At 45.1% G+C, this 26,080-nt stretch carries 23 protein-coding genes; 21 read left to right on the top strand and 2 right to left on the bottom strand.

All coding sequences use genetic code 11. From position 1 onward, the window contains the following. Positions 1–146: 146 nt before the first annotated feature. The 21 genes from LAY57_RS07790 (at position 147) to LAY57_RS07690 (ending at position 23,979) form a co-directional block, all read left to right on the top strand. Complete coding sequence (locus LAY57_RS07790) at positions 147–2,060, top strand: ABC-F family ATP-binding cassette domain-containing protein (RefSeq protein ID WP_249065841.1); 1,914 nt, start codon at positions 147–149, stop codon at positions 2,058–2,060. Positions 2,061–2,988: 928 nt separating this feature from the next. Further along, entirely contained in the window at positions 2,989–3,726 is a 738-nt protein-coding gene (locus LAY57_RS07785; RefSeq protein ID WP_249065840.1) for a carboxymuconolactone decarboxylase family protein, read from the top strand. Between the two features lie 34 nt (positions 3,727–3,760). After that, positions 3,761–5,311 (top strand): EthD domain-containing protein, encoded by a 1,551-nt coding sequence (locus LAY57_RS07780; RefSeq protein ID WP_249065839.1) that lies wholly within the window; start codon positions 3,761–3,763, stop codon positions 5,309–5,311. A gap of 1 nt (position 5,312) precedes the next feature. Then, positions 5,313–7,817, top strand: coding sequence for an EthD domain-containing protein (locus LAY57_RS07775; protein WP_249065838.1), 2,505 nt, complete (start codon positions 5,313–5,315; stop codon positions 7,815–7,817). An 83-nt stretch (positions 7,818–7,900) separates the two neighbouring features. Then, positions 7,901–8,788: a nuclear transport factor 2 family protein gene (locus tag LAY57_RS07770; RefSeq protein ID WP_249065837.1), complete on the top strand. Its 888-nt coding sequence runs from the start codon at positions 7,901–7,903 to the stop codon at positions 8,786–8,788. An 87-nt stretch (positions 8,789–8,875) separates the two neighbouring features. Then, positions 8,876–9,679: a nuclear transport factor 2 family protein gene (locus LAY57_RS07765; protein WP_249065836.1), complete on the top strand. Its 804-nt coding sequence runs from the start codon at positions 8,876–8,878 to the stop codon at positions 9,677–9,679. 222 nt (positions 9,680–9,901) lie between these two features. Continuing rightward, positions 9,902–10,276, top strand: coding sequence for a nuclear transport factor 2 family protein (locus LAY57_RS07760; RefSeq protein ID WP_249065835.1), 375 nt, complete (start codon positions 9,902–9,904; stop codon positions 10,274–10,276). 211 nt (positions 10,277–10,487) lie between these two features. Then, positions 10,488–11,087, top strand: a complete 600-nt coding sequence (locus tag LAY57_RS07755) for a DJ-1/PfpI family protein (protein ID WP_249065834.1) — start codon at positions 10,488–10,490, stop codon at positions 11,085–11,087. Positions 11,088–11,169: 82 nt separating this feature from the next. Further along, positions 11,170–12,993 carry an AGE family epimerase/isomerase gene (locus LAY57_RS07750; protein WP_249065833.1) on the top strand — a complete coding sequence of 608 codons (1,824 nt, stop codon included), beginning with the start codon at positions 11,170–11,172 and terminating at the stop codon, positions 12,991–12,993. 99 nt (positions 12,994–13,092) lie between these two features. Further along, positions 13,093–13,428 (top strand): anti-sigma factor antagonist, encoded by a 336-nt coding sequence (locus LAY57_RS07745; RefSeq protein ID WP_249065832.1) that lies wholly within the window; start codon positions 13,093–13,095, stop codon positions 13,426–13,428. Positions 13,429–13,528: 100 nt separating this feature from the next. Beyond that, positions 13,529–15,652, top strand: a complete 2,124-nt coding sequence (gene glgX / locus LAY57_RS07740) for a glycogen debranching protein GlgX (protein ID WP_249065831.1) — start codon at positions 13,529–13,531, stop codon at positions 15,650–15,652. Positions 15,653–15,736: 84 nt separating this feature from the next. Further along, positions 15,737–16,060, top strand: a complete 324-nt coding sequence (locus LAY57_RS07735; protein ID WP_249065830.1) for an anti-sigma factor antagonist — start codon at positions 15,737–15,739, stop codon at positions 16,058–16,060. Between the two features lie 105 nt (positions 16,061–16,165). Further along, the gene (locus LAY57_RS07730) at positions 16,166–16,588 is read left to right on the top strand and encodes an ATP-binding protein (protein WP_249065829.1); all 423 of its coding nucleotides are present in this window, start codon (positions 16,166–16,168) and stop codon (positions 16,586–16,588) included. Between the two features lie 93 nt (positions 16,589–16,681). Beyond that, entirely contained in the window at positions 16,682–17,635 is a 954-nt protein-coding gene (locus tag LAY57_RS07725) for a cache domain-containing protein (RefSeq protein ID WP_249065828.1), read from the top strand. A 212-nt stretch (positions 17,636–17,847) separates the two neighbouring features. Further along, positions 17,848–18,267 carry an ATP-binding protein gene (locus LAY57_RS07720; RefSeq protein ID WP_249065827.1) on the top strand — a complete coding sequence of 140 codons (420 nt, stop codon included), beginning with the start codon at positions 17,848–17,850 and terminating at the stop codon, positions 18,265–18,267. A 19-nt stretch (positions 18,268–18,286) separates the two neighbouring features. Beyond that, positions 18,287–19,744: a PP2C family protein-serine/threonine phosphatase gene (locus LAY57_RS07715; protein ID WP_249065826.1), complete on the top strand. Its 1,458-nt coding sequence runs from the start codon at positions 18,287–18,289 to the stop codon at positions 19,742–19,744. 507 nt (positions 19,745–20,251) lie between these two features. Beyond that, positions 20,252–20,770, top strand: coding sequence for a bilin-binding protein (locus tag LAY57_RS07710; protein WP_249065825.1), 519 nt, complete (start codon positions 20,252–20,254; stop codon positions 20,768–20,770). A 68-nt stretch (positions 20,771–20,838) separates the two neighbouring features. Then, positions 20,839–21,327 carry a bilin-binding protein gene (locus LAY57_RS07705; RefSeq protein ID WP_249065824.1) on the top strand — a complete coding sequence of 163 codons (489 nt, stop codon included), beginning with the start codon at positions 20,839–20,841 and terminating at the stop codon, positions 21,325–21,327. Between the two features lie 122 nt (positions 21,328–21,449). Next, positions 21,450–22,292, top strand: coding sequence for a phycobilisome linker polypeptide (locus tag LAY57_RS07700; RefSeq protein ID WP_249065823.1), 843 nt, complete (start codon positions 21,450–21,452; stop codon positions 22,290–22,292). 221 nt (positions 22,293–22,513) lie between these two features. Further along, positions 22,514–23,299, top strand: coding sequence for a HEAT repeat domain-containing protein (locus LAY57_RS07695; protein ID WP_249065822.1), 786 nt, complete (start codon positions 22,514–22,516; stop codon positions 23,297–23,299). 44 nt (positions 23,300–23,343) lie between these two features. Further along, a complete protein-coding gene (locus tag LAY57_RS07690; protein WP_249065821.1) occupies positions 23,344–23,979 on the top strand; it encodes a HEAT repeat domain-containing protein in 636 nt (211 codons plus the stop codon). A gap of 12 nt (positions 23,980–23,991) precedes the next feature. On the opposite strand, the gene LAY57_RS07685 is transcribed toward LAY57_RS07690, so the two are convergent. Next, entirely contained in the window at positions 23,992–24,837 is an 846-nt protein-coding gene (locus LAY57_RS07685) for an FkbM family methyltransferase (protein WP_249065820.1), read from the bottom strand. A gap of 15 nt (positions 24,838–24,852) precedes the next feature. After that, positions 24,853–26,028: a glycosyltransferase family 4 protein gene (locus LAY57_RS07680; protein WP_249065819.1), complete on the bottom strand. Its 1,176-nt coding sequence runs from the start codon at positions 26,026–26,028 to the stop codon at positions 24,853–24,855. Positions 26,029–26,080: the final 52 nt, after the last annotated feature.

Here is a 26,080-nt window from a genome sequence, read left to right as displayed (position 1 = left end):
GTGCTGAGTGAGGAGTCCTGAGTGATGAGTGATGAGTGATGAGTCCTGAGTCCTGAGTAAGAATTCTCTCTCTTCCCCTCTTCCCCTCTTCCCCTAGCCCCTTTGCCCCCTCCCCTAGCCCCTCTTTCCCTACTGTCGATCGAATTATGAGTATCTTTACACTGCAATCGGTCAAAAAAGACTTTGGTATCAAGGAAATCCTCAAAGACGCCTACTTTAGTCTCAATCCCACTGATAAAGTCGGACTGATTGGCACCAATGGTTCTGGCAAATCCACTCTCCTAAAGATGATTGCCGGTCTAGAATCGATTGACAGCGGTCAAATTTTAGTAAATTCTGGCACTCGCATTGTCTATTTGCCTCAGCAACCGGAGTTAGATGAAAATCGCACGGTTTTAGAGCAGATTTTTACTGATAGCGGCGAGCAAATGGCTTTAGTCCGCGAGTATGAGGAACTTTCCGATAAACTAGCGCACCATCAAGAAGATAGCCAACTCATGGCTCGTCTATCTGTGGTCATGCAGCGCATGGATGCTACTGGCGCTTGGGAAGTAGAAACTAATGCTAAAATTATCCTCACCAAGTTGGGGATCGAAGATTTCGACGCTCGGATTGGCAGTTTATCGGGAGGATACCGCAAGCGGATTGCACTAGCAGCTGCTTTACTTTCTGAGCCAGATGTGCTGTTGATGGATGAGCCGACAAACCATTTGGATGCGCTATCTGTCGAATGGTTGCAAAGTTACCTGAATCGTTTTCGGGGCGCGATTTTGCTAATTACGCACGATCGCTATTTTCTCGATCGCGTCACCAATCGCATCGTCGAAATTGACAGAGGCGACCTCTACACCTACGATGGTAACTATTCTTATTATCTGGAAAAGAAAGCCCTCTCTGAAGAATCTGCCGTCAGCAGTCAGCGCAAACATCAAGGCGTATTGCGTCGTGAATTGGAATGGTTGAAGCGCGGGCCAAAAGCTCGCAGCACGAAACAAAAAGCCCGCATCGAACGCATACGCGATATGCAGGGTACTGAGTTTAAACAAGTTCAAGGAAAAGTTGATATAGCTACCCCTGGACGTCGCATTGGCAAAAAAGTTATCGAGATGGTGAATATCTCTAAAGCCTACGACGGACGCACTTTGATCGACAATTTCACCTACAACTTTAATCCAGAAGACCGCATCGGTATTGTTGGTGGCAACGGTGCTGGGAAATCGACTCTAATGGATATTATTACAGGTCTAGTTCAACCTGATTCAGGTCGTGTTGAGCTTGGTTCTACAATTCTCATCGGCTATTTCGACCAGCATTCTGAAGCATTGCTCGCGGCGATGAACGAAAATCAGCGGGTAATTGACTACATCAAAGAGGAAGGAGAATTTGTCAAAATTGCCGATGGAACTCAGATTAGCGCCTCGCAAATGTTGGAGCGTTTTCTGTTTCCTGGCAATCAGCAATATGCACCCATTAATAAGCTTTCTGGCGGTGAAAAACGGCGTCTGTTTCTATTACGAGTTTTGATGAGTGCGCCTAATGTGCTGATTCTGGATGAACCTACCAATGACTTGGATGTACAGACGTTGGCGGTGTTGGAAGAATATTTGGAAGATTTCAACGGTTGCGTAATTGTAGTTTCTCACGATCGCTATTTTCTCGATCGCACTGTAGATACTATCTTTGCTTTAGAGTCGGGAGGGAATATTCGCAAATATCCCGGTAACTACTCCGTTTATCTGGATTTCAAAAAGGCAGAAGAAGACGCATCGCCCAAGCTAGAAACAAAACCTAAAGAAACTCGTTCCAAAGTTAGCGAACAGCAATCTAATAATAACAAGCCCCGCAAGCTTTCCTCTAAAGAAAAGCGCGAATTTGAGACGCTTGAAACTAAGATTGCCCAGATGGAGGCCCAAAAATCAGAGGCCCAAAAAGCGCTTTACAATGCTCCTCCAGGAGAGGTCACTAAGGTGCGCGAACTATACCAGCAGGTGGAAGCTTTGACTCTAGCTATTGATGCGGCGACTGAACGCTGGTTGGAATTGGCTGAGATGGCATCTTGACAAAACGTAAAACCTTAACTTTAACACAATCTTGCCATCCGTTCCAAAACCTACAATATACCCTTGACGCTGCGATCGAACGTTGGTTAGAACTGATTGAGGTGATATAGATCGATCGCCTCCCGCCATACTCGATCGTCGCCCCTACCATTGCCAGACATCTCTCCCAATGAGGCACTTCATTTCTTTGTGGCGATATAATACACTCAGTTATATACCGTCATCTCCCGTAAGGAGTAAAAAAGAAAAAATTACAATCTTTTAATGATTTAGAGGTCAGACAATAAGTTATCTTGTGCTTGGAGCTAAATAAAACCCAGAGGATTGAATATCAAGCTGAATTAACATGAGCGTTTATCTTTGTCAAGCTGCGAACAGCTTTGACACTTTACACTAAATCCTGGCCCTAAAATTTTCTACATAAGGAACCTCATCGTGTCCAAAGCAGCCATGTTTGATTAGGTAAAACTGTGTAAATTGCCACTTAAAAAAGTTACTCTTTACTGAGCCGTCCCAATCTGAAGCAATGCCATAATACAGGTGGACTTTTTAGCAAGCGAACATACCCAGGAGTTTGTTTGGCTTTGCCAAAATAGCCTATTTATGGAAAGATCAATTTAGACAAAAGTAAGCAAGGCACTGATGGAAATTTTTTAATCGATCCAAGGTAGATATGGTCGAGTTAGTCTTTAGATTTTGTTAAAAAATGTTTAATTAAAGGAGGAGAAATTAAATAATGTTAAGATTTTGTAAGTCTTCTAGAAGGTGTAATTTAATAAAGTTACTCTCGGCATCATAATCTAAAAAAGCGGCTGCTGTTGATTGGACATCTCCAAAAAATCTTGTAGAGACGTTTCATGAAACGTCTCTACAAGGAGCCAAGGCATTAAGTAAACGATGACATTAGAATGTAACTGTAGGATAGAAAATGGCATACTACTACAAAAACGCGGTTTTAGAAGATAAAGACCTGCAAAACGCTTTAAAAAGCCTCAATCCCAAATTTGGTGATTTTGTTACTCGCGTAGCAGGCGAAGTATGGGGTCTACCTTTGATTGACCAAAAAACCAAAGCTATAATAACGATCGCAGTTGACGTTGCCAATCAAGATCAAAAAGGCCCAGGCAATCCTTTTGGAGCCCATATAGATATGGCGCTCAAGCAAGGAGCCACCCGCGAAGAAGTCGAAGCCGTGCTTTTGTTCTTATGCGTTTATACTGGATTCAATAAAGTCGCCAGTTGTTTCGGTGCGCTCAACGAGTTTTTTGATAACGTAAATCTTCAACAATATCCACCACCAAGGACAGCAACAATGGTGAAAACGGCCAACCCGATTTTGGATAATCTAGCGCTGCAAAAAGATTTGAAAAGCGTTAACCCCCAATTGGGCGATTTCAGTATTCGGGTAGTTGGTGAAGCCTGGAGCCTACCATTAATTGACATTAAAACCAAGGCTTTAATCGCCCTCGCAGTTGATATTGCCAATCAAGATCATGTCGGCCCAAACAATCCTTTTTCACTCCATTTAGATATCGCTTTTCAAAATGGAGTAACTCGTGAAGAAATCGAAGAACTGCTTTTGTTTTTGTGCGTTTATACTGGATTCAACAAAGTCGCAGCCGCCTTCGGATCGCTTAACGAGTATTTGGCACAAAGGAGAATTTAACAAGCACTAGCATTGGACAAAGGAAAACAAGATAATGAGAAAGGCAGATTACGCCGTTCGCGATGAAAAAGGAAAAGTCGCCTTCTACGTTCTCCTGTGGAAACGAAAAGGCATCACCTTACAACTTTTCGATGACTACTGGAGAGACGTTCATGGCCCGGTCTGCGCCAGACTACCAGGACAGTACCAATACTGGCAATTTCACCTAGCACACAATCAAGGTGGTATTTGGCCGCAAAATAATGGCATAAATTACATTACTGCGGAAGAAGATCAATTTGATGGCATTGCCGAACTAACATTTGAAACAGAACAAGACCGTCAGACATGGTTTAAAGCAGCAGCTATACTGATGGACGACGAACACAACTTGTTCAGCAAAGCGATCGGCTATAACAGCAGTCCCGGTAACTCCAAAACCTACGCTGACGGCATCCCCACAGGCGATCCCAACGGTGTATTGGGGATCTTAAAGTTCCACGTCCTAGTCGCCAAAGCCGATGGCATCAGCGTCGAACAATTTCGCTCCTACATGAAAGACACTTTTGCGCCAACTGTGGTGCAAAACGAGTCAGTCCTCAAATTCCGACTCCATATATTTGATGAAGTAGACAACTCGCGTCCCGACGCGGCGGGAGTAGTTCATTACGAACCGCCTCAGAAGCAATATCAAGCCGCCTTTGAAATTGCCTTCTCTAATCCCCTGGAAATGGAAAAATTCTTTGCCTCCAAAGAGTACGCTACTGCCGTAAAAGACCAGACAAAATACGTCAAAAATATCTTCCCATTTCCAGAGCGAACAGCTTACACATTTGTCTACGACAGCAAGATGACTTTAGCCGGTCAACGCAGTTCTACTGTTGCGGATTTAATCGTAAGTATAGGCGCAACCAATCAACTGAGAGACGACATAGTTTCTCTGATGCTCGACCAAAAACTTATCCTTTCACAACCAAACGGTTCTACTAGCAGCACAACACAAACTATGCAAGCAAATCAAACCAGCAAACAACCACTGAACAAACGAGTTAATTTCTACAAAGATTTGTCAGCCGATTATTCTCGGCCTGGACTTGTTAGTTCTTATGTGGCTAAAAAACTGATCGAAGATGCCGAAAGGTTTGTGGCAATGAAAGAAAGGACATTGCCAGAACTTGGCCCTTATTATACGCTCCAACAAATCGAGCAAGAAAACAAAGATTGGTGGCCTACTCATTGCGAAGCATTGAGACAGGGACGCGGTGATATTTTAACTGGCGAATATCGCGAGGATCTCGTTTATCTCTGTCAGGATGGCCCTTATTTCGGATTGGAACAACAAAAAGAGCGCGAAAAACATTGGTGGGCGTTGATTGCTCAGCCTGGAGTAACCATGTGCTGGCCGATCGTGATGTTTCACGGTGAAGTTACGTATTTTGAATGGAAGTGCGTAGACGATGCTACCAACGAAACACTGGCCAAAGGAAATGTAACTTGGGTTCGACGCGGACACCGAGGCGGGTGCCACCTAAAAACCGAGCAGCTAACATTCTACCGCGATGTTTTTGCACCTAACGAACTAATCAGGTTGATCACCACAGGTTGAGATGACAGAGAACAAAGAATACCAAAATGCAGTTCTCGACGATCAAGAACTTCAGGCGGGTTTAAAAGGTGTCAACCTGAAGTTCGGTGACTTTGTTACTCGCGTAGCAGGCGAAGCATGGGGGCAGCCATTCATTAGCCAAAAAGCCAAAGCTCTAATTACGATCGCAGTTGATATTGTCAACCAAAATCAAAAAGGTACTGTCAATCCTTTGCGATCGCATATAGACATGGCTCTCAAGCAAGGAGCCACCCGCGCCGAAATCGAAGAACTGCTTTTTTTCTTGAGCGCTTACACTGGATTTAACAAGGTCGGAGCTGCCTCCGGTCTAGTTAAAGAATTTTTTGAGGAAACGAGCGTTCCCCAAAGTAAAACTCCAGTTAGGCAGGTTGATTATGCCAGCCGCGACGAAAAAGGAAAAGTCGCCTTCTACGTCCTCTTGTGGAAACGAAAAGGCATCACCTTAGAACTTTTCGATAACTATTGGAAAGACGTTCATGGCCCAGTGTGCGCCAGACTACCAGGACAACACCAATACTGGCAATTTCACCTAGCACACAATCAAGGTGGTATTTGGCCGCAAAGTAATAGCGTAAATTACATTACTGCGGAAGAAGATCAATTCGATGGCATTGCCGAACTAACATTTGAAACAGAACAAGACCGTCAGACATGGTTTAAAGCAGCAGCCATACTGATGGACGACGAACACAACTTGTTCAGCAAAGCGATCGGCTACAACAGCAGTCCCGGTAACTCCAAAACCTACGTTGACGGCATCCCCACAGGCGATCCCAACGGAGAAGTAGGCGTTCTCAAATTCCACGTTTTAGTCAGAAAAGCCGATCGCGCCACCGTCGAAGAATTTCAGTCTTACATGAAAAACAGCTTTGCACCAGCTGTTGTTCAAAACGAATCAGTTCTCAAATTCCGACTGCATATATTTGATGAAGTAGACAACTCGCGTCCCGAAGCGGCGGGAGTAGTTCATCACGAACCGCCCCAGAAGCAATATCAAGCCGCCTTTGAAATTGCCTTCTCCAATCCCCTGGAAATGGAAAAGTTTTTTGCCTCCAAAGAGTACGCTACTGCCATAAAAGACCAAGCAGAGTACGTTAAAGACATCTCTCCATTTCCAGAGCGAACATCTCACACATTTGTCTACGACAGCAAGATTACTCTGGCGGGACAACGCAGTTCCAGGGTGGCAGAACTGATCCTAAACATAGGCGCAACCAATCAACTGAGGGACGACGTAGTTTCTATGATGAGCGGCAACCAGAATAGTAAGAAAAGCTTAGGTCATTACTTGCAAGGAGTGCAACACTTCGGTATCACAGTTGATAATATGGCAAAAGCCATAGAATTTTACACCGAAGTGTTAGGGGGAAAAATCGCCATTAGCGGCGATGGATTTATTGGCCCAGTGGTACACAATACTCTCTTCCAGAAGGAAGATATTGAGGCAATTCAACGAGGTATCGACCCCAGAGAACTTGGCGTAGCAGACTTAAGAGATGGGACGAAAGAAGCTTTGGACGTTAGGTTCATTTCCTTTGGCAACACCGTAATAGAGGTGATACATTTCAGAGATGCTAAATTGAATGTAAATGCACCTAACGTTTACCAAAAAGTTCCTTCCTGCGTAGGTTTCGCGAACGTACCCCACATCTCTTTCCACGTAAAAGATGATGTGGATCTCAATATGTTCGCCAAAATCTTGGAAGAAGAATGTCAAAGCCGAGGGATGACAGGCGTCATTTGTAACCGAATTATTCACGTTAATTCGGAAGAAGAAAGAAGAAAAGTAGCGCTCAAATACTACGCCAACAAATTCTGGAACGAGCCTGAATATTTTATCGAAGGATACTCGGATGCAGAATTTGGCGACTTTCACGGTTGGTCGCTGTTTTATTGTAAAGGGCCAAACGGCGAACAGCTGGAATTTAACCAAGTAACTCGCAAAGCCAATCAAATGTTCCGCAGAGCGCAAAAGGAATATAACGAAGCGCACGGAACAAGCTTCCCTTGGGCTTCAGATACCATCACAAAACCCACCTCCGCTTGGCTAGGATCTCATACCATAAAAGAACCTACGATCGCAACGCAGGAAAAAGCTATGACAAGCGAAAGATTTCCCGGACAGCTGACACAGATAGTCAAGGAAATGTTCAAAGCAGGCGAATCCATGAATGTTGACAATTTCGTCAAGTTCTACACCGACGACGCCCTCTACCAATTTAGTAACTTCCCAATTGTATACGGCCCTAAAGGAATCAAAGATGCTTCAACAGCTTTCATTCAGACAGTTGAGGCTTTATATCACAAAATCAAGCATATTTGGGAAGTTGGAGCAGACACGGTAATCTGCGAAATGGAAGTTACATACATTCGTTTTGATGGCAAAGTGTTTACGCTTCCCTGCTGCGACACCATCCGCTTTAAAGGAGACAAGGTTAGCGAATTGCGGATCTATATGGACATCTCTCCTGTCTTCATGTCTTAAACTTTTCAACAACTTTCAAATCCACTCTGTAACTTTAGTTGGTAAAGTGCTACCAACATTTACACTGAAGTCTTTTAAAACCTATGCTTTACGCCACATGGAGCGCTCCTGTTAATGCCTCGCTAGAAACAATATGGAATCATTTGTTGGATAAAATGGAAAATCCCCACAAGTATATTCCATATGAAGTTGAGTTTTATAAGGTCTGGGAAAAATACCCGGATGGAGGCATTCTCCGAGAAATAAAAACCTCGGAGATGCACATGAAAGAAAGAACCTATGTGAACAAAGAAGAAGGTTCGGTAACATTCCATCTGGTAGATCACCCGATTTTTACAGGCACGATCGCTAACAAAGTAACTTCCCCTGAAGTTCACAAATCAGGGCCTGTGCCGATAGTCACTTACACCATTGACCTCAAGCCTAGCAGCAACACAGCAGAACAACACCCGGATGCTAAGTGGTTTATTGAAGCTGCCAAACCAAAAAAGATCCAAGGCGCTGTTATGCAGCTCAAAAGTATCCTAGAGGGTGAAAATACCAACAATCAAGCACCCGTTCCATCTGCATTAAGACCGCCAGCAACCACGACAGCAGGAAGTTCGGGTGAAATGTCAAATCTGGTCAGACAGCTGTTCAAAGCTGGCGAGTCGATGAATATAGACAACTTCGTCAAATTCTACGCCAATGATGGGTTGTACCAGTTCAGTAATTTTCCGATCGTATATGGCCCCCAAGGCATCCGGGAAGCTTCAGGTGAATTCATCAAAACGGTTGAGAAAGTAATCCACCACATCAAAAATATGTGGGAAATTGGAGAAGATACGGTGGTTTGCGAAATGGAGGTTACCTACATCCGCTTTGATGGCAAGGTGTTTACGCTTCCCTGCTGCGACACCATCCTCATTAAGGGCGGCAAAATTCAGGAATTGCGGATTTATATGGACATTTCTCCTGTCTTCGCGGCCTAATTACTCTAGTTAGTTGCGATCGCATTCCTCATACCAGTTTACCTCTGCACGATTCCCAAACAAACTATACAAACCTACGGAGGATTTATGTCAATAGAGAGATTTCCAGGCGTAATGTCAGAAATAGTGAGAAAAATGTTCGTCGCCGTCGAAACCAACGACGTAGACAAAACCGTCTCCTTTTTCAGTAAAGACGCATTTTATAAAGTCGCCAACAACGATCCTGTCTACGGACACCAAGGTATTAAGGACTTAGCAGGTCCTGTCATGCAAATGTTCAAGAAAGTTTCCCACGAGATCAAAGCCATGTGGGAGTTGGGAGGCGATACAGTAGTATGCGAAATGGTGCTTAGTTACACCCGCCAAGACGACAAAGTTTTTAAGCTTCCCTGCTGCGATACCATCCGATTCGACGATAACAACTTAATTCGGGAACTGCGAGCCTACCTAGACCTTAATCCTTTATTCGCCAAGGATGAAGAACCAGTTGATACGCAGTCCAACTTGGAGTTTATCAAAGGGTTGTACGCGGCATTTAAACGGGGCGAGATCCAGCCTTGGCTAGACGCTATGACAGAGGAGAGTACTTGGGAATTAATTGGCCCAACAGAAATCCCCTTGTGCGGTTTGCGTAAAGGCAAAAAGCAAATACTAGACTTCCTGCAAACGCTGGTTACTACACTTGAAGTTAAGAATTCCGTACAACACAAGTTTATCGCCGAAGGGGATACGATCATTGTCCTGGGATACGTTCACAGTATGGTGAAGGCTACTAGCATAGACTTTAAGTCCGACTACGTTCATATCCTCACCGTCAAAAATGGCGTATTGTTGAGCTATCGCGAATTCCTCGATAACGCTCAATTATTAGCAGCCTATAAGGGGCGCTAGTATAAGATGGACTAGAGGCTAGTGCCGCTACGCGGAAGTCAAAAGTCAAAAGTCAAAAGTCAAAAATCCTTTGAGTGTAAGGCATTTAACTACTTCTGAACTGGTGGATTATTTCTGCCGCGCTGCACTAGAGGCTAGAGACTAGGGGAAGAGGCAAGAGGGAAGAAACAAGGATAATACTCAGTTATTAGCAACCTATAAGCGGCGTTGATTGGTCAAAAAATGTCAAAAAAGCTTCCAGGAGACATAGCAAAAATAATCAAGCGTTGGCTGGAGGAAAGCAACTCTGCGGATGAATTCGCATCTATTTTTACTGAGGACGCAGTATACCAGTTTGGCAATACTGAACCTACAATCGGACGTTCTGGCATTCGCGATTCTTCGGTTCTTTTCCGCCAGAAAGTGAAAGCCGTATCTCACAACATCAAATCGATCTGGGAGACGGGAGACACAGCGATTTGTGAAATGGATGTCACCTACACCCGTCATGACGGTAAAGTGTTTACGCTTCCCTGCACCGATGTCATCCGTATGGAAGGCGACTTAATTCGGCAACTGAATATCTACATGGATATTACGCCGGTATTCGCCCCATAAAGGGGTGTAGCGATAAATACAAAAAGCTAAGAGTCGCGACGCAGCAAAGACCGATCGAGAAACAAATTTCTGGCGAGTCAGATTAAGAAAATGAGTGCAATTGTGACAGCCTCCCAGTTAAGTGCTTTAATATGAAATCCTACGATGCCAAATTTGTAGGGTTTTCGGTAAGCGCGTAACTTAATCCCTTGATATAAGGAGTTAGGATATCATGACAGATGAGATCAAAGGAAAAATTGGTGTAATCATTGAAGAACACTTCGATCCCACGGAATATCGCCGCTTCAATGAGTACTTTCCTCAACAAGGATATGAAGTCGAGTACATCTCTCATTTGTGGGGCAATAAAGAATTAACCTTTGGCTCCAACCCAGAGAATGACAAAGTAGAATATCATGCGACTGTCAGCACAGAAATTAACGATATTGACCCGGCTGATTATAAAGGCATTATTTGCATTGGTGCCTATGCGATGGATCGGTTGAGATATCAGGTTAATGTGAAAAAAGGTGAGAAAAGTCAAGCTCCGGCTGTAGCTTTTATTAGAAAAGCTATGAGTGCAGAAAATGTGAAAATAGGCACAATCTGTCATAGCTTGTGGCTTTTATGCGCCGATTCCGATTTACTCAAAGGTCGCCAAGTTACTTGCGCCCACAACATTATTTGCGATGTTGAAAATGCGGGTGCCGATGTTGTCTATGATGGTGACATAACTGCCGATCTGGTTATAGATGGCAACCTAATTACTGGCAAGCATCCCGGCGTTGTAGATGAATTCATGGATGCTTTTGTAGCCGAAATTGAAAAGTAGTAAGTAGCGTAGGTAACTGATAAATTTTGATGTGTTGATTAGCCGTTAACTGCTTTGTTAAAACATCCAGGAGGCAACCCCAATGGATCGCATGAGTTTTTCATTTTCGGATACGATCGGTGGGTACGTGACCCACTTTAATCGCCAAGAAAAATGTTTCGGCATTAAAACATCAGATGGACGGGAATACACGGCGTACTTGACCCCGACTGCATGGGGTCGGATTTCCCAAAATCTAGAAGAATCTTACATTGATGCTACCCAACGGCTCGGCGAATTATTAACCCCCGGTCAGCACGTATTTGCCTATGGTGTTTTCTACCCGCAGGCAGACGGACATAAGTTTGACGTCAAGTCATTTGTATTTCCGGGTGAAGCTCCTGACAAATATCGCCATGAAGAACCGGATTGGTGGCTCAACCAGATTCGATCGATCGCAGACTCTTACCTAAAGTGGCAGTTTGATTATCCTCGTGAGCCGATCGATTACCGGGAATACCGCACTTTCCTCAACCTATCTGGCGGTAAAAAGCGCGACGATTATCTGCAAGAAACTGACACCGTTTCTCGACTGGTTTATGGTTTTGCCTCAGCTTATCTGATGACGGGGGAAGACCGCTTCCTGGAAGCCGCTGAAAAAGGTACAGAATACCTGCGGGATCATATGCGATTTTATGATACCGAAGAAGATTTGATTTACTGGTATCACGGCATTAAGGTACAAGGCAATCGGGAGCTAAAACTGCTCGTCTCCGAGTTTAGCGACGACTACGACTGCATCCCAGCCTACGAACAAATCTATGCCCTAGCAGGCCCGATCCAAACTTACCGGATTACTGGCGATCCGCGCATCATCAAAGATGCGGAGATGACGATCGATTTGTTTAACAAATTCTACTTGGATAAAGAGAAAGAAGGCTATTTCTCCCACATCGACCCCATCACCCTCGACCCGCGTGCTGAGTCTTTGGGTCGCAACCAAGGCCGCAAAAACTGGAACTCAGTTGGCGACCACGCCCCAGCGTACCTGATCAACCTGTATCTGGCAACCGGCGAACAGAAATACGCCGATATGCTGGAGTACACTTTTGACACGATCGCAAAATACTTCCCAGACTACGAAAACAGCCCGTTTGTCCAAGAAAAATTCTATGAGGACTGGAGCCACGACAAAACCTGGGGTTGGCAGCAAAATCGCGCCGTCGTCGGGCATAACCTGAAAATTGCCTGGAACTTGATGCGGATGAACAGCCTGAAACCCAAAGATAACTATGTGGCTCTGGCAGAAAAAATTGCCGCTGTCACACCCGCTGCGGGTAGCGACCAGCAGCGCGGTGGTTGGTACGATGTGGTAGAAAGGGTTCTGGGCGAAGGCGAAGAACAACACCGCTTTGTTTGGCACGATCGCAAAGCTTGGTGGCAGCAAGAACAAGCGATTTTGGCCTACCTGATCCTGCACGGGATCAACAAGCAACCCGAACACTTGCGTCACGCTCGCGAGGGAGCAGCCTTCTACAACGCACACTTCCTGGATCATGACGACGGCGGCGTCTACTTCAACGTCCTGGCAAACGGACTGCCCTTCCTGATGGGTAACGAGCGTTTAAAAGGCAGCCACTCAATGAGCGGTTATCACTCAACGGAACTGTGCTACCTGGCGGCGACTTACACTAACCTGTTAATTACCAAGCAGCCGATGGACTTGTACTTCAAGCCGCAGCCTGGGGCTTTTAAGGACAATATCCTGCGAGTATCGCCAGATATACTGCCCCCCGGCAGTATAGGCATTGGCAAAGTCTGGGTAAACGAAGAAGAGTATACCGATTTTGATTCGGACGCCCTGACAGTTAAGCTGCCAGACACCCAAGAACAAGTCAAGGTTAAGGTGCAAATCGTTCCTAAATAAGTCATAGTCATTGGGCATTGGGCATTGGGCATTGGGTGACTGATGACTAATGACCAATGACTAATCAATCGTTCTGGTCAGGGAAAAAAGTAAAGCAACATGGACATCAATATAAAAACGCTTCCAGAAGAAGTAACTGTGGTTGAAATGGCTGGTGACATTGATGCCAGTACAGCATCAGCAGTGCAAGAAAAAGTTTTACCTCTGGCTCAACCAGGGAGCAAAATTATCCTGGATATGACCCAGGTTCCGTATACTTCCAGTGCTGGCTTGCGATTTTTGCTGTCGCTGTATCGGCAGGTAACTGGCAACGATGGAAAGTTGGTGCTAGTAGGTGTTTCTGAACAAATTCAGGACACCATGTCCATCACCGGATTCATCGACTTTTTTACCAGATGCGACACGCTGGATTTAGGGTTAGAAGCACTCAAGTAAGGCAAAAGGCAAAAGGCAATCAAGTAAAAGAAAGCATCTTTTTCTTTCTCTTACTTTTGACTTTTGACTTTTGACTTTTGACTTTCTCAAGGGGTAGGTAATGGTATTTGCGCGAATAGATATTCAACCCACGCATACTTACGGAGACTTCAAGCTGCGTCGTGGGCGTCCATTTCCTTTCGGAGCCACCCTGGTGCCGGGAGGCGTAAATTTCTCGATTTTTTCCTCTCATGCTAAATCCTGTACGTTAGTGCTGTTTAAAAAGCACGCTAAAGAACCGATGGCGGAAATTCCGTTCCCAGACGAGTTCAGGATTGGCAACGTTTTTTGCACGATCGTATTCGACCTGGATTACGAAAATATCGAATACGGCTACCGGATGGAAGGGCCTTTCAACCCTAAAGAAGGCCATTGGTTCGATTCCAGTAAAATTCTGATGGACCCCTACGCCAAGGTGATCGGCGGTCGGGATGTTTGGGGAGTAACTCCTGATTGGAATGACATTTATCACCATCGCGCTCGGATCGTTTTAGACGATTTCGATTGGGAAAACGATCGTCCTCTGGAAATTCCACCAGAAGATATGGTTGTTTACGAAATGCACGTCCGCAGCTTTACCCGTCATCCTTCCTCGCAGGTGAAGCATCCGGGGACGTTTGCTGCCATCCGCGACAAAATCCCCTACCTTAAAGAGTTGGGTGTCAATGCGATCGAATTGATGCCTGTCTATGAATTCGATGAATTTGAAAATTCCCGCCCCAATCCCCAAAATCCAGATGAGTTGCTGGTAAATTACTGGGGCTACAGTACGGTAGGCTTTTTTGCCCCCAAAGCTGGCTACGCCGCTACCGGAAAAATCGGGATGCAGGTTGACGAGTTAAAAACGCTGGTCAAAGAACTGCACAAAAACGGCCTTGAGGTGATTCTCGATGTCGTGTTCAACCACACCGCAGAAGGCAACGAGTACGGCCCGACAATTTCTTTTCGGGGTGTTGACAACAAGACGTACTATATGCTAACGCCGGAAGGATACTATTTTAACTTCAGCGGCTGCGGCAACACCCTGAACTGCAATAATCCGATCGTGCGTAACATCGTGCTGGATTGTTTGCGCTACTGGGCGTCAGAATATCACATCGACGGCTTCCGCTTTGACTTGGCCTCTATTTTGGGACGCGACCCTTCGGGCGCTCCCCTGGCTAATCCACCATTGCTGGAAACCCTCGCCTTTGACCCCATCTTGGCTAAGTGCAAACTGATTGCCGAAGCTTGGGATGCTGGCGGACTCTACCAAGTTGGTTCCTTCCCAGCTTTCGGACGTTGGGCGGAGTGGAACGGCAAGTACCGGGATAGCATTCGCAAGTTCATCAAAGGAGATGGCACGGTGGGCGATATAGCCCAGCGCCTCCAAGGTTCGCCGGATCTCTATGCTTGGGAGGGTCGGGGGCCAGCGACATCCATTAATTTCATCACCGCCCACGACGGTTTTACCCTACTGGATTTGGTTTCTTATAACGGGAAGCACAACGAAGCCAACGGCGAAAACAATAACGACGGCAGCAACGATAACGATAGTTGGAATTGCGGTTGGGAAGGGCCAACTGACGATGCCGGGATCAACGCTCTGCGGCGGCGGCAGATCAAAAATGCTGTGGCTATTCTGATGGTTTCCACAGGCGTGCCGATGATTCTCATGGGAGATGAAGTGGGGCGCACTCAGTATGGCAATAACAATACTTACTGCCACGACAACGAGCTAAACTGGCTGGATTGGACGCTTTTAGAACAAAACGCCGACCTGTTCCGGTTTTTCAAGAACTGCATTGCTTTCCGTAACGCTCACCCAGTACTGAGAAGTAAATATCATTTCAGTAATAGCGATTACATGGGCAGCGGTTATGCTGATATTACCTGGCACGGCACTAAGGCATGGAATGCTGACTGGTCGGCGTCTTGTCGCACGATCGCGATGATGCTCTGCGGCAAACACGCCAAGGCGGGAACGGTGGAGGATAATTATGTCTACGTGGCAATGAATATGCACTGGGAAGGTCTCTGGTTTGAAATCCCAGGTTTGCGAGACGGGATGAAGTGGCACGTTTTTGCGAATACGGGAGCTACTGCACCGAACGATATCTGGTCACCGGGTCAGGAACCTGTGCTGGAAAATCAGCATGGGATGTTGGTGGGCGATCGCTCTGTGGTTATCCTAGTCGGCAAATAACCAGGTCAGTAGTAAAGAAAAATTGACAACTGACCACTGACAATTGACTCAAAACTAAATCTTCAACTCAAAACTTTTCTAACTATGGCTTTTAACGCAACACTGGAAACAAACAACGACACCGCTACGATCACTTTGTCTGGAGAACTGGATGCGAGTACGGCACCTCAATTCAAGGCAGAAGTGGAAAAAGCAGCTACTCAAGGTGCGAAACGCCTCGTACTGATGATGCAAGACTTGGAGTATATGGCTAGTGCCGGTCTGCGGGTGCTGATATTTACTAAGCAAAAGATGGGGGCTAGTGCTGACATCTATGTTGTTGGCGCTCAGGAGATGGTGCTGGACACCATTAATAAGACTGGATTCAATCAGGGTGTAATTATCCAGGATGAGTATAGTCCGCTTTAATAGCAAACCCAGTCAGTTGTCAGTAGTCAGTATTAAAGAAAAATTGACAACTGACAACTGACAATTGACAACTGACAATTGACCACTGATTTTATTCTGTCATCTATGGAACCTCTAACTTTACGGGGCAGTTTAGACTCTTTGAGTTCGATCGCGCAATACATAATGACAGCCGCAGCCACAGCAGGATTGGACAAAAAGGCATCCTATAGGCTGCGTCTGGCGGTAGACGAAATCGCCACTAATATCATAATTCATGGTTATGAAGAGGCCAATATCCAAGGCGATTTAAACTTGCGAGCAGATCTCGACGATGATAGTCTTACCATATCGATTGAGGATTGCGGAGGAGCCTTTGACCCCTTCTCTAAATTAGCTTTAGAAGAATCAAAGCTAAATCTGCCAATGGCAGAAAAACCTATGGGGGGACTGGGAGTTTATCTCGCTATTCAAGGTGTCGATAAGTTCTTCTACGAAAGATTCGGCGCTCGCAATCGCAATACTTTTGTAGTCAATCGTCATCATTGATTGTTGATTGTTCGTTTGGTCACTAAGGACAACTAAGAACTAACAACTAACCCTAACGACTGACTAATAACTAATGACAATTAGCTATCACCAATGAACATAAAAAAAATATTTATAAGCTCTCTAGGTTTCCGCCTGACAGTCTTGATTTTGGCTTCAGTAATTCCTCCTATGCTGATAGGAATATTATTTACCAGTTACCGTGCGGAAAAGATTTTGCGCCAAGATGCTAAGGAGTTGTTAGCAGCTAAGGGTCAAGCTGTGACTAACCTGGTAAACCAGTGGGCCGATCTGTATACTATGGCTTTGCGTAACCTAAGTATACAACCTGATATTATTAGCATGGATGCCCAAAAGCAGAAACTGATTCTGACTAAAGCAGCCAGCGTCTATAAAGATATCACTATTACTACAACTGGAAAAAATGGTATTGCTGTAGCTACTAGCGATAGAATCAAAGATACTCAAAATTACAGCGATCGCGAATGGTTTAAAAGAGCAATACGCGGTCAGCTATTCACTCGCCAGACACTAATTAGTAAAACGACTCGTAAACCGCGCCTATGTATATCTACTCCAATTAGGGCTGAAAAAATACCGCAAATCGTTGGAGTAATGGTGTTGTGTAAAGATCTGGCAACAGTTGCTAACGCAGTCGGTTCAATTACTTTGGGTCAGACGGGTTATGCCTTGCTTGTAGATAACAAAGGTCAGGTGATATCTCATCCGAACCGAGAATTTATCACAGAGCTTAAGAATTTCAGTAATTATGCACCAGTAGAAGTTACCTTAAAGAAAAAACCGGGTTCGAGCGGTTATTTTTCCTTCACTGAGCAAGACGGCGTACAATGGATGTCTTATATTACTCGGCTGAAAAATGGCTGGGGTGTGGTGGTTCAGCAGCAAGAAAAAGATGTTTTACAGGAGGCAATACAGTTTGAGCGGATAGCCATCGGTATGGCAACGCTCGCGGTTTTAGGAGTTGGCGCTTTAACTTGGTGGTTAGCCAGCAGTCTGGTTCGCCAATCGCTTCAGCAATTACTTTGATGGAAACGCTTCAGGCAAGTTTAAAGCTGCATATTGGCGTAGCAGATCAGTTTGACGACATTACGATGTTAGCTGTTAGGCGGGCAAAAGATAGTTAGTAGATAGGTGATAGGTGATGGTTGATGGGTGATAGGTAAAAAATAACTGACTAATGGCTAATGACTAATGACTAATGAAAATTTCCTTAATTTACGCACCAAGAAATCTTAACAATGGAACCATTAACTGTACCAGGAACCCTAGACTCTTTGAAACCGATCGCAGAATATGTGATGGCAGCCGCCGCCGCAGCTGGCTTAGACAAAAAAGCTTCCTATAATCTCCGTCTAGCGGTAGATGAAATAGCCACGAATGTCATTATTCATGGTTATGAGGAAGCGGGGCGAGATGGCAATTTGGTCTTGCAGGCCGAGATTGACGATCGAGTCCTAAAGTTTACCGTTGAGGATACAGCTACCTTTTTCGATGCGACCCAAAAAGCAGACCCCGATGATTTGGATCTGCCCCTAGAAAAGCGGCAAATAGGCGGTTTGGGGGTGTATCTAGCTATTAAAGGTGTTGATAAGTTCCTCTATGAGCGATCGGGAGACCGGAATCGAACCATTTTTATCGTGAATCGATTCACAAGTTGAAACAGTTAGCATAAAAAGTATGAACGATCGCGATAAATCCAAAGAACAGCTGCTAGAGGAATTGGAATCCCTGCGCCTAGAGGTTGCAGAGCTAAGAACCGTCGAAGCAGCTTTCAACGTTCAAAGCGAGCTGCTGGAAAACTTGGTGACTATGGCACGAAGTTCAGCAGAAGGGCAGCTGCTAAAAGCAACCTTAAAAAATACCTTGGATGTTGCCACTAGGTTAAGTGAAGCTGAAAGGGGCAGTCTATTTTTACTAGATAGCAATGGTGCGATCGCTGCTAGTCTCCTGACGCGCAAGAATGCTACGGCGGAAGAAAGTTCTCAACTAATCGGCATTGTCCTTGACAAAGGACTGGCTGGGTGGGTTAGCCGCCACCGCCAAGTAGGTTTGATCGCCGACACGGAACAAGACGATCGCTGGCTGACACTGCCCAATCAGCCTTACGAGGTGCGATCGGCCTTAACTATTCCCATTCTCAGAGGCCAAGTATTGCAGGGCATTCTCACCCTGCTACACTCCCAACCTGGGCATTTTGGCACTAAAGAAGCCCTTCTGATGAAGGCTACTGCCGAACAGATAGCCCTAGTACTCGAAAATGCCGAACTCTACACAAAACTAGATGAATCTCACAGCGCTTTAACCAAGACTAAAGAAGCACTTCAAAATGAATTAGAAAAAGGTAAGCAAATTCAGCGAGAATTTCTGCCCGATAGCCTAGTACAGCCACCAGGGTGGGAAATTGCAGCTTGTTTCTATCCTGCTCGCGAAGTGGCTGGCGATTTCTACGATGCTTTTGAACTTCCCGGCGGCTATGTGGGGCTAGTCATTGCTGATGTCTGCGACAAAGGGGTGGGAGCCGCCCTTTTTATGGCTCTCTTCCGCAGCTTAATCCGACTTTTTTCCGGTCAAATCAGTTTGCTGGAATCAGACAACTTGCCGGAATATCTGTCTGGCGCACCGGAATATGTAGTTAAACTGCATTCCCCCAACTACTCAGCCGAAATCGACGCCCTTAGAGCTGTCGAACTCACTAATAATTACATTGCCCAAACTCACTGGCAGATGGGTATGTTTGCCACAATGTTTTTTGGCGTTCTCAATCCTGCCACCGGGTTGTTGACTTATGTTAATGGTGGCCATGAGCCTCCGATTATTATTGGCTTATCTGGAGTCAAAAAGCGTCTCCAACCCACGGGACCGGCTGTGGGTATGATGCCTAAAATGAAGTTCAAGACTCAGCAGGTTCAGCTTGAACCCGGTGACACTTTAATAACTTATACTGACGGCGTGCCTGAAGCTCGTAACCCTGAAGGCAAATTTTTCACAGAGGCAAAATTGCTGTATCTGGTAGAGCAGCATTGTTCTTGTGCTAATGACTTGCTGGGCAGCATTGAAATGAGCTTGCGCGAACATATAGCCGACACAGCTCAGTTTGACGATATTACTATGCTGGCGGTACGCAGGGCTGAGTAATTATATCGTTTCCGGTTGTGTCTGAATCATCAGGGCTCCAGAGGGGCAGAGGGGCAGAGGGGAAAAACAAACAATTCCGACGCAGACGGATTTGATATACAAATTACTCCCTTCCCGCCACAAGATTATGTAGGGGCGAAGCATTCCGGCAATAATCTGTCGCTTTACACATCAGCTTTCTCACCGAATGCTTCGCCCCTTCCACCATAGGAATTCTTCCAGCAGGAAAGGAGTAAAATTTAACGTAAGTACGGGAGAGCCAGATTTGGTATCAGCCAAATCCCTCTCCCATCTTTTTAATGCTGTTGACAAATTGCTCCTAAGTATGATTAGGTATATCTGCAAGTACAAATACTTAGTAATTATTACTTACTATCAAAAGTTCTCGATTTCTACTCGATTTCCTACCCATTATTTTTACTTTTAAGCTGTAATGTCTCAAATCAAGGCAGTAAATTAACTGTCTAAAGGAATAAAAGTTAATTAATCTTAGGAGAGCTTGACAAAATGCTTGACGCTTTTTCCAGAGTTGTTGAACAAGCTGACAAAAAAGGTGCTTACCTTTCTAGCGATGAGATCAACGGTCTTTCAGCGATGGTTGCGGACAGCAACAAGCGTTTAGATACAGTCAACCGACTCACCGGCAACTCTTCCACCATCGTTGCCAATGCTTATCGGGCTGTAGTTGCCGAAAATCCCCAAATTTTTAATGCTGGCGGTGCTTGCTTCCACAATCGCAACCAAGCTGCTTGTATTCGCGACTTGGGCTTTATTCTGCGCTATGTCACCTATTCAGTGCTAGCAGGCGATACCAGCGTGATGGACGATCGCTGCTTGAACGGTTTGCGCGAAACCTACCAAGCGCTGGGCACTCCTGGTAATGTGGTTGCTTCCGGCATCCAAAAAATGAAAGATGCCGCGATCGCGATCGCAAATAATTCTAACGGGATCACCAAAGGCGATTGCAGCTCTTTGATGTCTGAATTAGCTGGCTACTTCGATCGCGCTGCCGCCGCTGTTGCGTAAAATTTCTCTAGCATAAACCATCCGCTTTTTTAAAGTCTTTTCTCTCAATTTAGGAGTTTAAAACCATCATGAAAACGCCTCTCACCGAAGCAATCGCAGCAGCTGACTCTCGTGGCGCGTACTTGAGCAACACCGAAATCCAAGCTATTTTTGGTCGTTTCAACCGCGCTCAAGCAGGTCTGCAAGCCGCTCAAGCCTTCACAGCCAATGGCAAAAAATGGTCTGAAGCAGCAGCCAATCACGTCTATCAAAAATTCCCTTACACCACTCAAATGCAAGGGCCTCAATATGCTTCTACCCAAGAAGGCAAAAATAAGTGCGTGCGGGACATCGACCACTACCTGCGTACTATCAGCTACTGCTGCGTAGTCGGTGGTACTGGCCCTCTCGACGAATATGTTGTAGCTGGCTTGAGCGAACTCAACAGCGCTTTGGGTCTGTCTCCCAGCTGGTATGTTGCAGCTCTGGAATTCGTCCGCGACAATCACGGTCTGAGCGGTGACGCGGCTGGCGAAGCCAACATCTACCTCAACTATGCCATCAACGCTTTGAGCTAACAAAGCTTTTGGGTCTGAGATATAGGCAATTGTTGATGAAGATGAACAATCGCCTATATCTCAGACCCAAATTTGATTAAAAGGTAGATGGTCAAGCGAAAAATTGGAAGAGAGGATAAAAAATGAGTAGTTTAGGCGTCGAAGAGCGGCTGGGATACAGTTCAGTTGCAGATAAAAAAGTTGAACTCCGCCGCAATTGGAGCCCGGATGAGTTACGTCAGTTGTTCCGGGCGGCTTACGATCAAGTATTTGGTCGCCAAGGCGTATATGCCAGCGAATTGTTTAGCAGTGCCGAAGCTTTGCTGCGTAATGGCAACATCAACGTGCGGCAATTTATTCAGATTTTGGCTCAATCCGAACTTTACAAAGAGCGCTTTTTCTACAATAACTCTCAAGTTCGTTTTATCGAATTGAACTACAAGCATTTGCTGGGACGCGCTCCATACGACCAGTCGGAGATTTCCTACCACGTAGACCTCTACGCTTCTAAAGGTTACGAAGCTGAGATTGATTCTTATATCTACAGCACAGAATACACCAATGCCTTTGGTAATGATGTGGTTCCTTCTTACCGTGGCTTTCAGTCCTTGCCGGGAATGAAGACGGTTGGATTCAACCGGATATTTGAGCTTTTTCGGGGCAGTGCCAACAGCGACAACGCTCAGTTTGGGGGTAAAAATTCCCGACTGCGGCAGCAAGTGTCGATGAATATGGCTAACTCGATTAAAGCACCCTTGTCGGTTGCAGGAAAGTCTTCTGGGTCGCTAGGAGGAACGTTAACCAGTGCTGCGATTCGGGGAGATACGAGGGTCTACAAAATCGAAGCGATCGTGGGTGGAGTTGGCACTAAAGTAGCAGTGCGTCAGAGTAAGCGGGTTTATACCGTGTCTTATGACCAACTTTCAACTACATACCAAGAAATTCACCGTCGTGGCGGTAAAATCGTTAAAATTGAGCCAGCTTAGAAACTGAGATCGTTTCCGCTTGCTTAATTGATTTATTGTTTTGTTAGTAGTTAGTAATTAGTTGTTAATGAGATTGCTCGCTAACAACTAATTACTAACTACTAACAACATCCAGTTGAAAATTCTTTTCTATTACCTTTGAAATTATTTGGTTTGGGAGCCTGCCGGATTAATCCGTGGGATCGATCCTAATAATTCAAAATCCAATCATCCAAAATCGAATGACTGCTACTTCACCTCCTGAGTCGATCCTTTCCCCAAAAGCTGCTGTAGCTGCCTTGCTGGGAGACGATAACCAACTCCGCTATTACGCTGCTTGGTGGCTGGGTAAGCATCAAGTTCATGAAGCCTGCGAGGTACTTTGCTCGGCACTAAAAGATGAGCTATATCGCACGGAACAAGGGGGATATCCTCTGCGGCGTCAAGCGGCAAGGGCTCTCGGTCAACTCAAAAATACTCAAGCTGTGCCTGCATTGCTCCAAGTGCTAAACTGCAAAGAAGATTTGCGTCTGCGGGAAGCTGCAATTCAAGCATTAGCAGCCATTGGCGACTCAAGAGCGGTTGAAGGTTTGCTTGAACTTTTAGAATCGCAGCAGGAGCAGCCTTTAGAAGCTCTGATTGAAGCGCTGGGAACTTTGCAAGTTTGGTCAGTTCATCAGCAAATCGAGGTTTTTTTGGCGCATGGTTCTGAGCGCGTACAATGTGCGGCGGCTCGATATTTATATCTTTTCAGTCAAGAGCCTCGGTACATTGAACGAATTGTTAAAAATCTGACTCATGAAAATATGTATTTGCGCTGGTCGGCGGCATTTGATTTAGGCTCGATCGGACATTTAGAAGCTGCACAGGCGATAATTAATGCTAAAGTTGGCAATAGTTTGAAGCTGTTGAATTTGAAGCGAATTTTAGAAGCGGTGCTGGGTAGCGATCGCTCTAATCAGCAAGACAACGAGAAAACAACTCGCTTATTGCTGAGTGCAATTGATGATTTGTTGATTCAGCTTTGATAAAATCACAATTTAGTTAATTTTGTTTAAATAGCAGTTTAAGGATGAACGCATTTAATAACGATTTAGATACTGCTTGGTTGATTCAGCAGTTACGCCGCGCTTCTACTCCAGTTGATGCGGTGCAATTAATTCAGGCTTTAACGACTAAGAAAACAACAGTAGGGGATGGCGAAGAAATTATTGCTGTTTTGATTGAGATGTTGAGCCATCATCATCCTTCTGTACCTGCGGCGGCGGTGGAAGGACTGGTGCAACTAGGGCTAGATTCTGTAGAACCATTAATCGCTGCCTACCATGCTTCTGTAGATCATGGACTCCAAGCTTACATTGTTCAAGCTTTAGCTAAAATTGGTGACTCCAAAGCCCTGGATTTGTTGCTGGAAGTGGTAGGGGTGGAAGTAGCAAATCACTGCCAGGGTAACGTCCGGCGAGTGGCGGCGAGGGGTTTGGGACGCATTGGCAGTACAGCTAATGACCCGGAAGTTGTGAAGGGTGCGATCGCAAAATTAACTTGGACGTTGCAGAAAACTGAGGATTGGGCCCTGCGTTATGCAGCTGTGGTTTCCCTGCAAGAAATTGCTACACTTGATGCGATCGCGACTTTACAGGCGGCTTTGGCCCAAGAACAAGATAGTGTTGTCCAGGTACGGCTCAAAACAGCGCTTTCAGAATTATAAACTTCATTACTGCTAGCCAGAAACTAACTCGTAGCCTGTTGCTCCCTTATCCAATATTTTGGAGTATCCTAATCTTTCCAAAAAGTCAATAATATTTTTTTCTTCGGGAGAGTTAGCCGTCTCCCAAAACACAGTTTTGATGGCTTTCGCTTCAAACAGCGGTTTACAACTCTCTAGAATATTAATATCATACCCTTCAGCATCAATCTTCAGTACGTCGATTTTTTCTTCATTATATTTATTCAACAAAGACCTTAAAGTCAGCATTGGAACTTTACGAGTATTAGGGTTATTAGCCGGATCTGTTACTACTTTGCTCAGCATAGTGGGGTCTCCCAAAGTGTCCAAGAATGCTACACCATCGCGATCGCCGATACATCCATCAAAAACTGCATATCTCGGCTCATAACTTTTTAAATTCTCATGTAAAAGCTCAACATATTCTTGTACTGGTTCAACTGCGATCGCCCTTGTGTTTTCCTTTTGTAACCACAAAAACGGGTAATAACCAAAATTTGCACCAATATCAACAAAGAGACCTTTCCTTCCTGGCGACAAAATTTCTTTTGTCAGATATTCCTCATAATACCCACTGACTACAAAGAACCGTGCGTGCAAACAATTTGGATTAACCTTTACCTTTTTATCCGGGAATTGCCGAGGTATTCCGTAGGTATATTCAAACTCTAATTGAGAATTTACTGGAAATTCCGAAAGAGTCATCCATGTTAAAGGGAATGCGTATTTAGGAGGTACGAAACGCAGCCAGGACTTAATAAAATTTAAAGCCGTAGCCTTTCCCAAGGATAATTTTAATAACTGCCAAATTAATTGAATTGCTTTTTGTTTGTAATTCATAAAACCCTCTGTAATTTATTTTTGAACATCCAAAAACTTTGCATAAACATCCAAAGTCTCTTTAGCAATTCTGCTCCAAGAGAAAATTTGTGCCACTTCAATGCAGCGTTTAGAGATCTGGGAATAACTCACTTCGTCCATAGTCAGCAGTTTGACTATTTGGTTACTAAACTGTTCGACATCACCGGGAACAATCATAAAGTCATTATCAAAATGACGCAACATTTCTCGTGGGCCTGGAACATTATACGCCACAGTCGGAAGACCGCAGGCTAATTTTTCCAGTACCGCAAAACCAAATCCTTCAATGTAGCTGGGGAAAGCTCCCACCGTTGCTTTGCTCAAAAGTTTTGGCAGTTCCTCACCCTCGAAACGCGGCACGATCTCAATCCAATCATAAGCTGGCAAATTGAGATCGGCCAAAACTGCTTCCGGGCTAAAAGCTGTACCTAAAAATAAAAAGCGCACTCCTGGAACTTCAGCCTTTGTACGCATCATAATTTCTGCCCAATCTCTAGCCCCCTTGCGCGAGCCCCAAGTACCGATGAAAACTACCTGCTTGTTTGCTAAGCGCACTGTAGCAGGCCCAAGCGCTTGAGCCAATGCTTGTTGTCGCAGCAGGGACAATCCGAAAGGAAAGACAAAACACTTGTCGCCCATACCCAGGACATCGCGGACGTAGGCTTGTTCGTCGTGGTTAGGTACGTTGATTAAGTCGCTCTTTTGCAAACTGCGGAAGCAGTCAGGGGTGTCTCGCCTAGATAGCCAAGAACGCAGCCAGTTTCCAAGCAAAGTTTTCTTTGTTTTTGGTGGCCATTTGGTTTTTTCTAGCTTGGCAAATTCCTCATAAAAGGCATACAATCCCACGGAACGGGCCACGAGTAACCCTTTAATTCCCAGTTCTTGCTTAGAAAAAGGTAAATTGCCTTGATGCGCGTCGATAATATCAAAGCGATGAGCATTTGCCTGCACAAAAGTTTTTGCCTTCGTCGAAAAGCTGGGGCGAGTTAATGTTTGCAGAGGAGATGAGGCTGCTTGAGGAAAGGCATCGCAGTAGTCAAATTTCTCTACTTCATGCCCCATTTTCTGAAATTCGTCTGCCAATTCTAGCTGAACTCGCGACCCACCCAAATTGCGATCCCAAGGCATATGCAGCACCATGAGAATTTTTAATTTTTGTTCATCTTTCATAATTTCAGGGCTGTTTTAATAAAAATGTCTTGCTATTTTTTCAATCGCCCAG

Origin of the sequence: Argonema antarcticum A004/B2 (genome assembly GCF_023333585.1) — a bacterium.
GTDB classification, from domain to species: Bacteria; Cyanobacteriota; Cyanobacteriia; order Cyanobacteriales; family Aerosakkonemataceae; genus Argonema; species Argonema antarcticum.
Note: the sequence above shows the minus strand (reverse complement) of the source record. Positions and strands in the feature narration are given on the sequence as shown.

What these genes read in the sequence shown, in the direction of transcription:
- LAY57_RS07790 (WP_249065841.1), top strand. Translation starts at nt 147, where the DNA reads ATGAGTATCTTTACACTGCAATCGGTCAAAAAAGACTTTGGTATCAAG.
- LAY57_RS07785 (WP_249065840.1), top strand. Translation starts at nt 2,989, where the DNA reads ATGGCATACTACTACAAAAACGCGGTTTTAGAAGATAAAGACCTGCAA.
- LAY57_RS07780 (WP_249065839.1), top strand. Translation starts at nt 3,761, where the DNA reads ATGAGAAAGGCAGATTACGCCGTTCGCGATGAAAAAGGAAAAGTCGCC.
- LAY57_RS07775 (WP_249065838.1), top strand. Translation starts at nt 5,313, where the DNA reads ATGACAGAGAACAAAGAATACCAAAATGCAGTTCTCGACGATCAAGAA.
- LAY57_RS07770 (WP_249065837.1), top strand. Translation starts at nt 7,901, where the DNA reads ATGCTTTACGCCACATGGAGCGCTCCTGTTAATGCCTCGCTAGAAACA.
- LAY57_RS07765 (WP_249065836.1), top strand. Translation starts at nt 8,876, where the DNA reads ATGTCAATAGAGAGATTTCCAGGCGTAATGTCAGAAATAGTGAGAAAA.
- LAY57_RS07760 (WP_249065835.1), top strand. Translation starts at nt 9,902, where the DNA reads ATGTCAAAAAAGCTTCCAGGAGACATAGCAAAAATAATCAAGCGTTGG.
- LAY57_RS07755 (WP_249065834.1), top strand. Translation starts at nt 10,488, where the DNA reads ATGACAGATGAGATCAAAGGAAAAATTGGTGTAATCATTGAAGAACAC.
- LAY57_RS07750 (WP_249065833.1), top strand. Translation starts at nt 11,170, where the DNA reads ATGGATCGCATGAGTTTTTCATTTTCGGATACGATCGGTGGGTACGTG.
- LAY57_RS07745 (WP_249065832.1), top strand. Translation starts at nt 13,093, where the DNA reads ATGGACATCAATATAAAAACGCTTCCAGAAGAAGTAACTGTGGTTGAA.
- glgX (WP_249065831.1), top strand. Translation starts at nt 13,529, where the DNA reads ATGGTATTTGCGCGAATAGATATTCAACCCACGCATACTTACGGAGAC.
- LAY57_RS07735 (WP_249065830.1), top strand. Translation starts at nt 15,737, where the DNA reads ATGGCTTTTAACGCAACACTGGAAACAAACAACGACACCGCTACGATC.
- LAY57_RS07730 (WP_249065829.1), top strand. Translation starts at nt 16,166, where the DNA reads ATGGAACCTCTAACTTTACGGGGCAGTTTAGACTCTTTGAGTTCGATC.
- LAY57_RS07725 (WP_249065828.1), top strand. Translation starts at nt 16,682, where the DNA reads ATGAACATAAAAAAAATATTTATAAGCTCTCTAGGTTTCCGCCTGACA.
- LAY57_RS07720 (WP_249065827.1), top strand. Translation starts at nt 17,848, where the DNA reads ATGGAACCATTAACTGTACCAGGAACCCTAGACTCTTTGAAACCGATC.
- LAY57_RS07715 (WP_249065826.1), top strand. Translation starts at nt 18,287, where the DNA reads ATGAACGATCGCGATAAATCCAAAGAACAGCTGCTAGAGGAATTGGAA.
- LAY57_RS07710 (WP_249065825.1), top strand. Translation starts at nt 20,252, where the DNA reads ATGCTTGACGCTTTTTCCAGAGTTGTTGAACAAGCTGACAAAAAAGGT.
- LAY57_RS07705 (WP_249065824.1), top strand. Translation starts at nt 20,839, where the DNA reads ATGAAAACGCCTCTCACCGAAGCAATCGCAGCAGCTGACTCTCGTGGC.
- LAY57_RS07700 (WP_249065823.1), top strand. Translation starts at nt 21,450, where the DNA reads ATGAGTAGTTTAGGCGTCGAAGAGCGGCTGGGATACAGTTCAGTTGCA.
- LAY57_RS07695 (WP_249065822.1), top strand. Translation starts at nt 22,514, where the DNA reads ATGACTGCTACTTCACCTCCTGAGTCGATCCTTTCCCCAAAAGCTGCT.
- LAY57_RS07690 (WP_249065821.1), top strand. Translation starts at nt 23,344, where the DNA reads ATGAACGCATTTAATAACGATTTAGATACTGCTTGGTTGATTCAGCAG.
- LAY57_RS07685 (WP_249065820.1), bottom strand. Translation starts at nt 24,837, where the DNA reads ATGAATTACAAACAAAAAGCAATTCAATTAATTTGGCAGTTATTAAAA.
- LAY57_RS07680 (WP_249065819.1), bottom strand. Translation starts at nt 26,028, where the DNA reads ATGAAAGATGAACAAAAATTAAAAATTCTCATGGTGCTGCATATGCCT.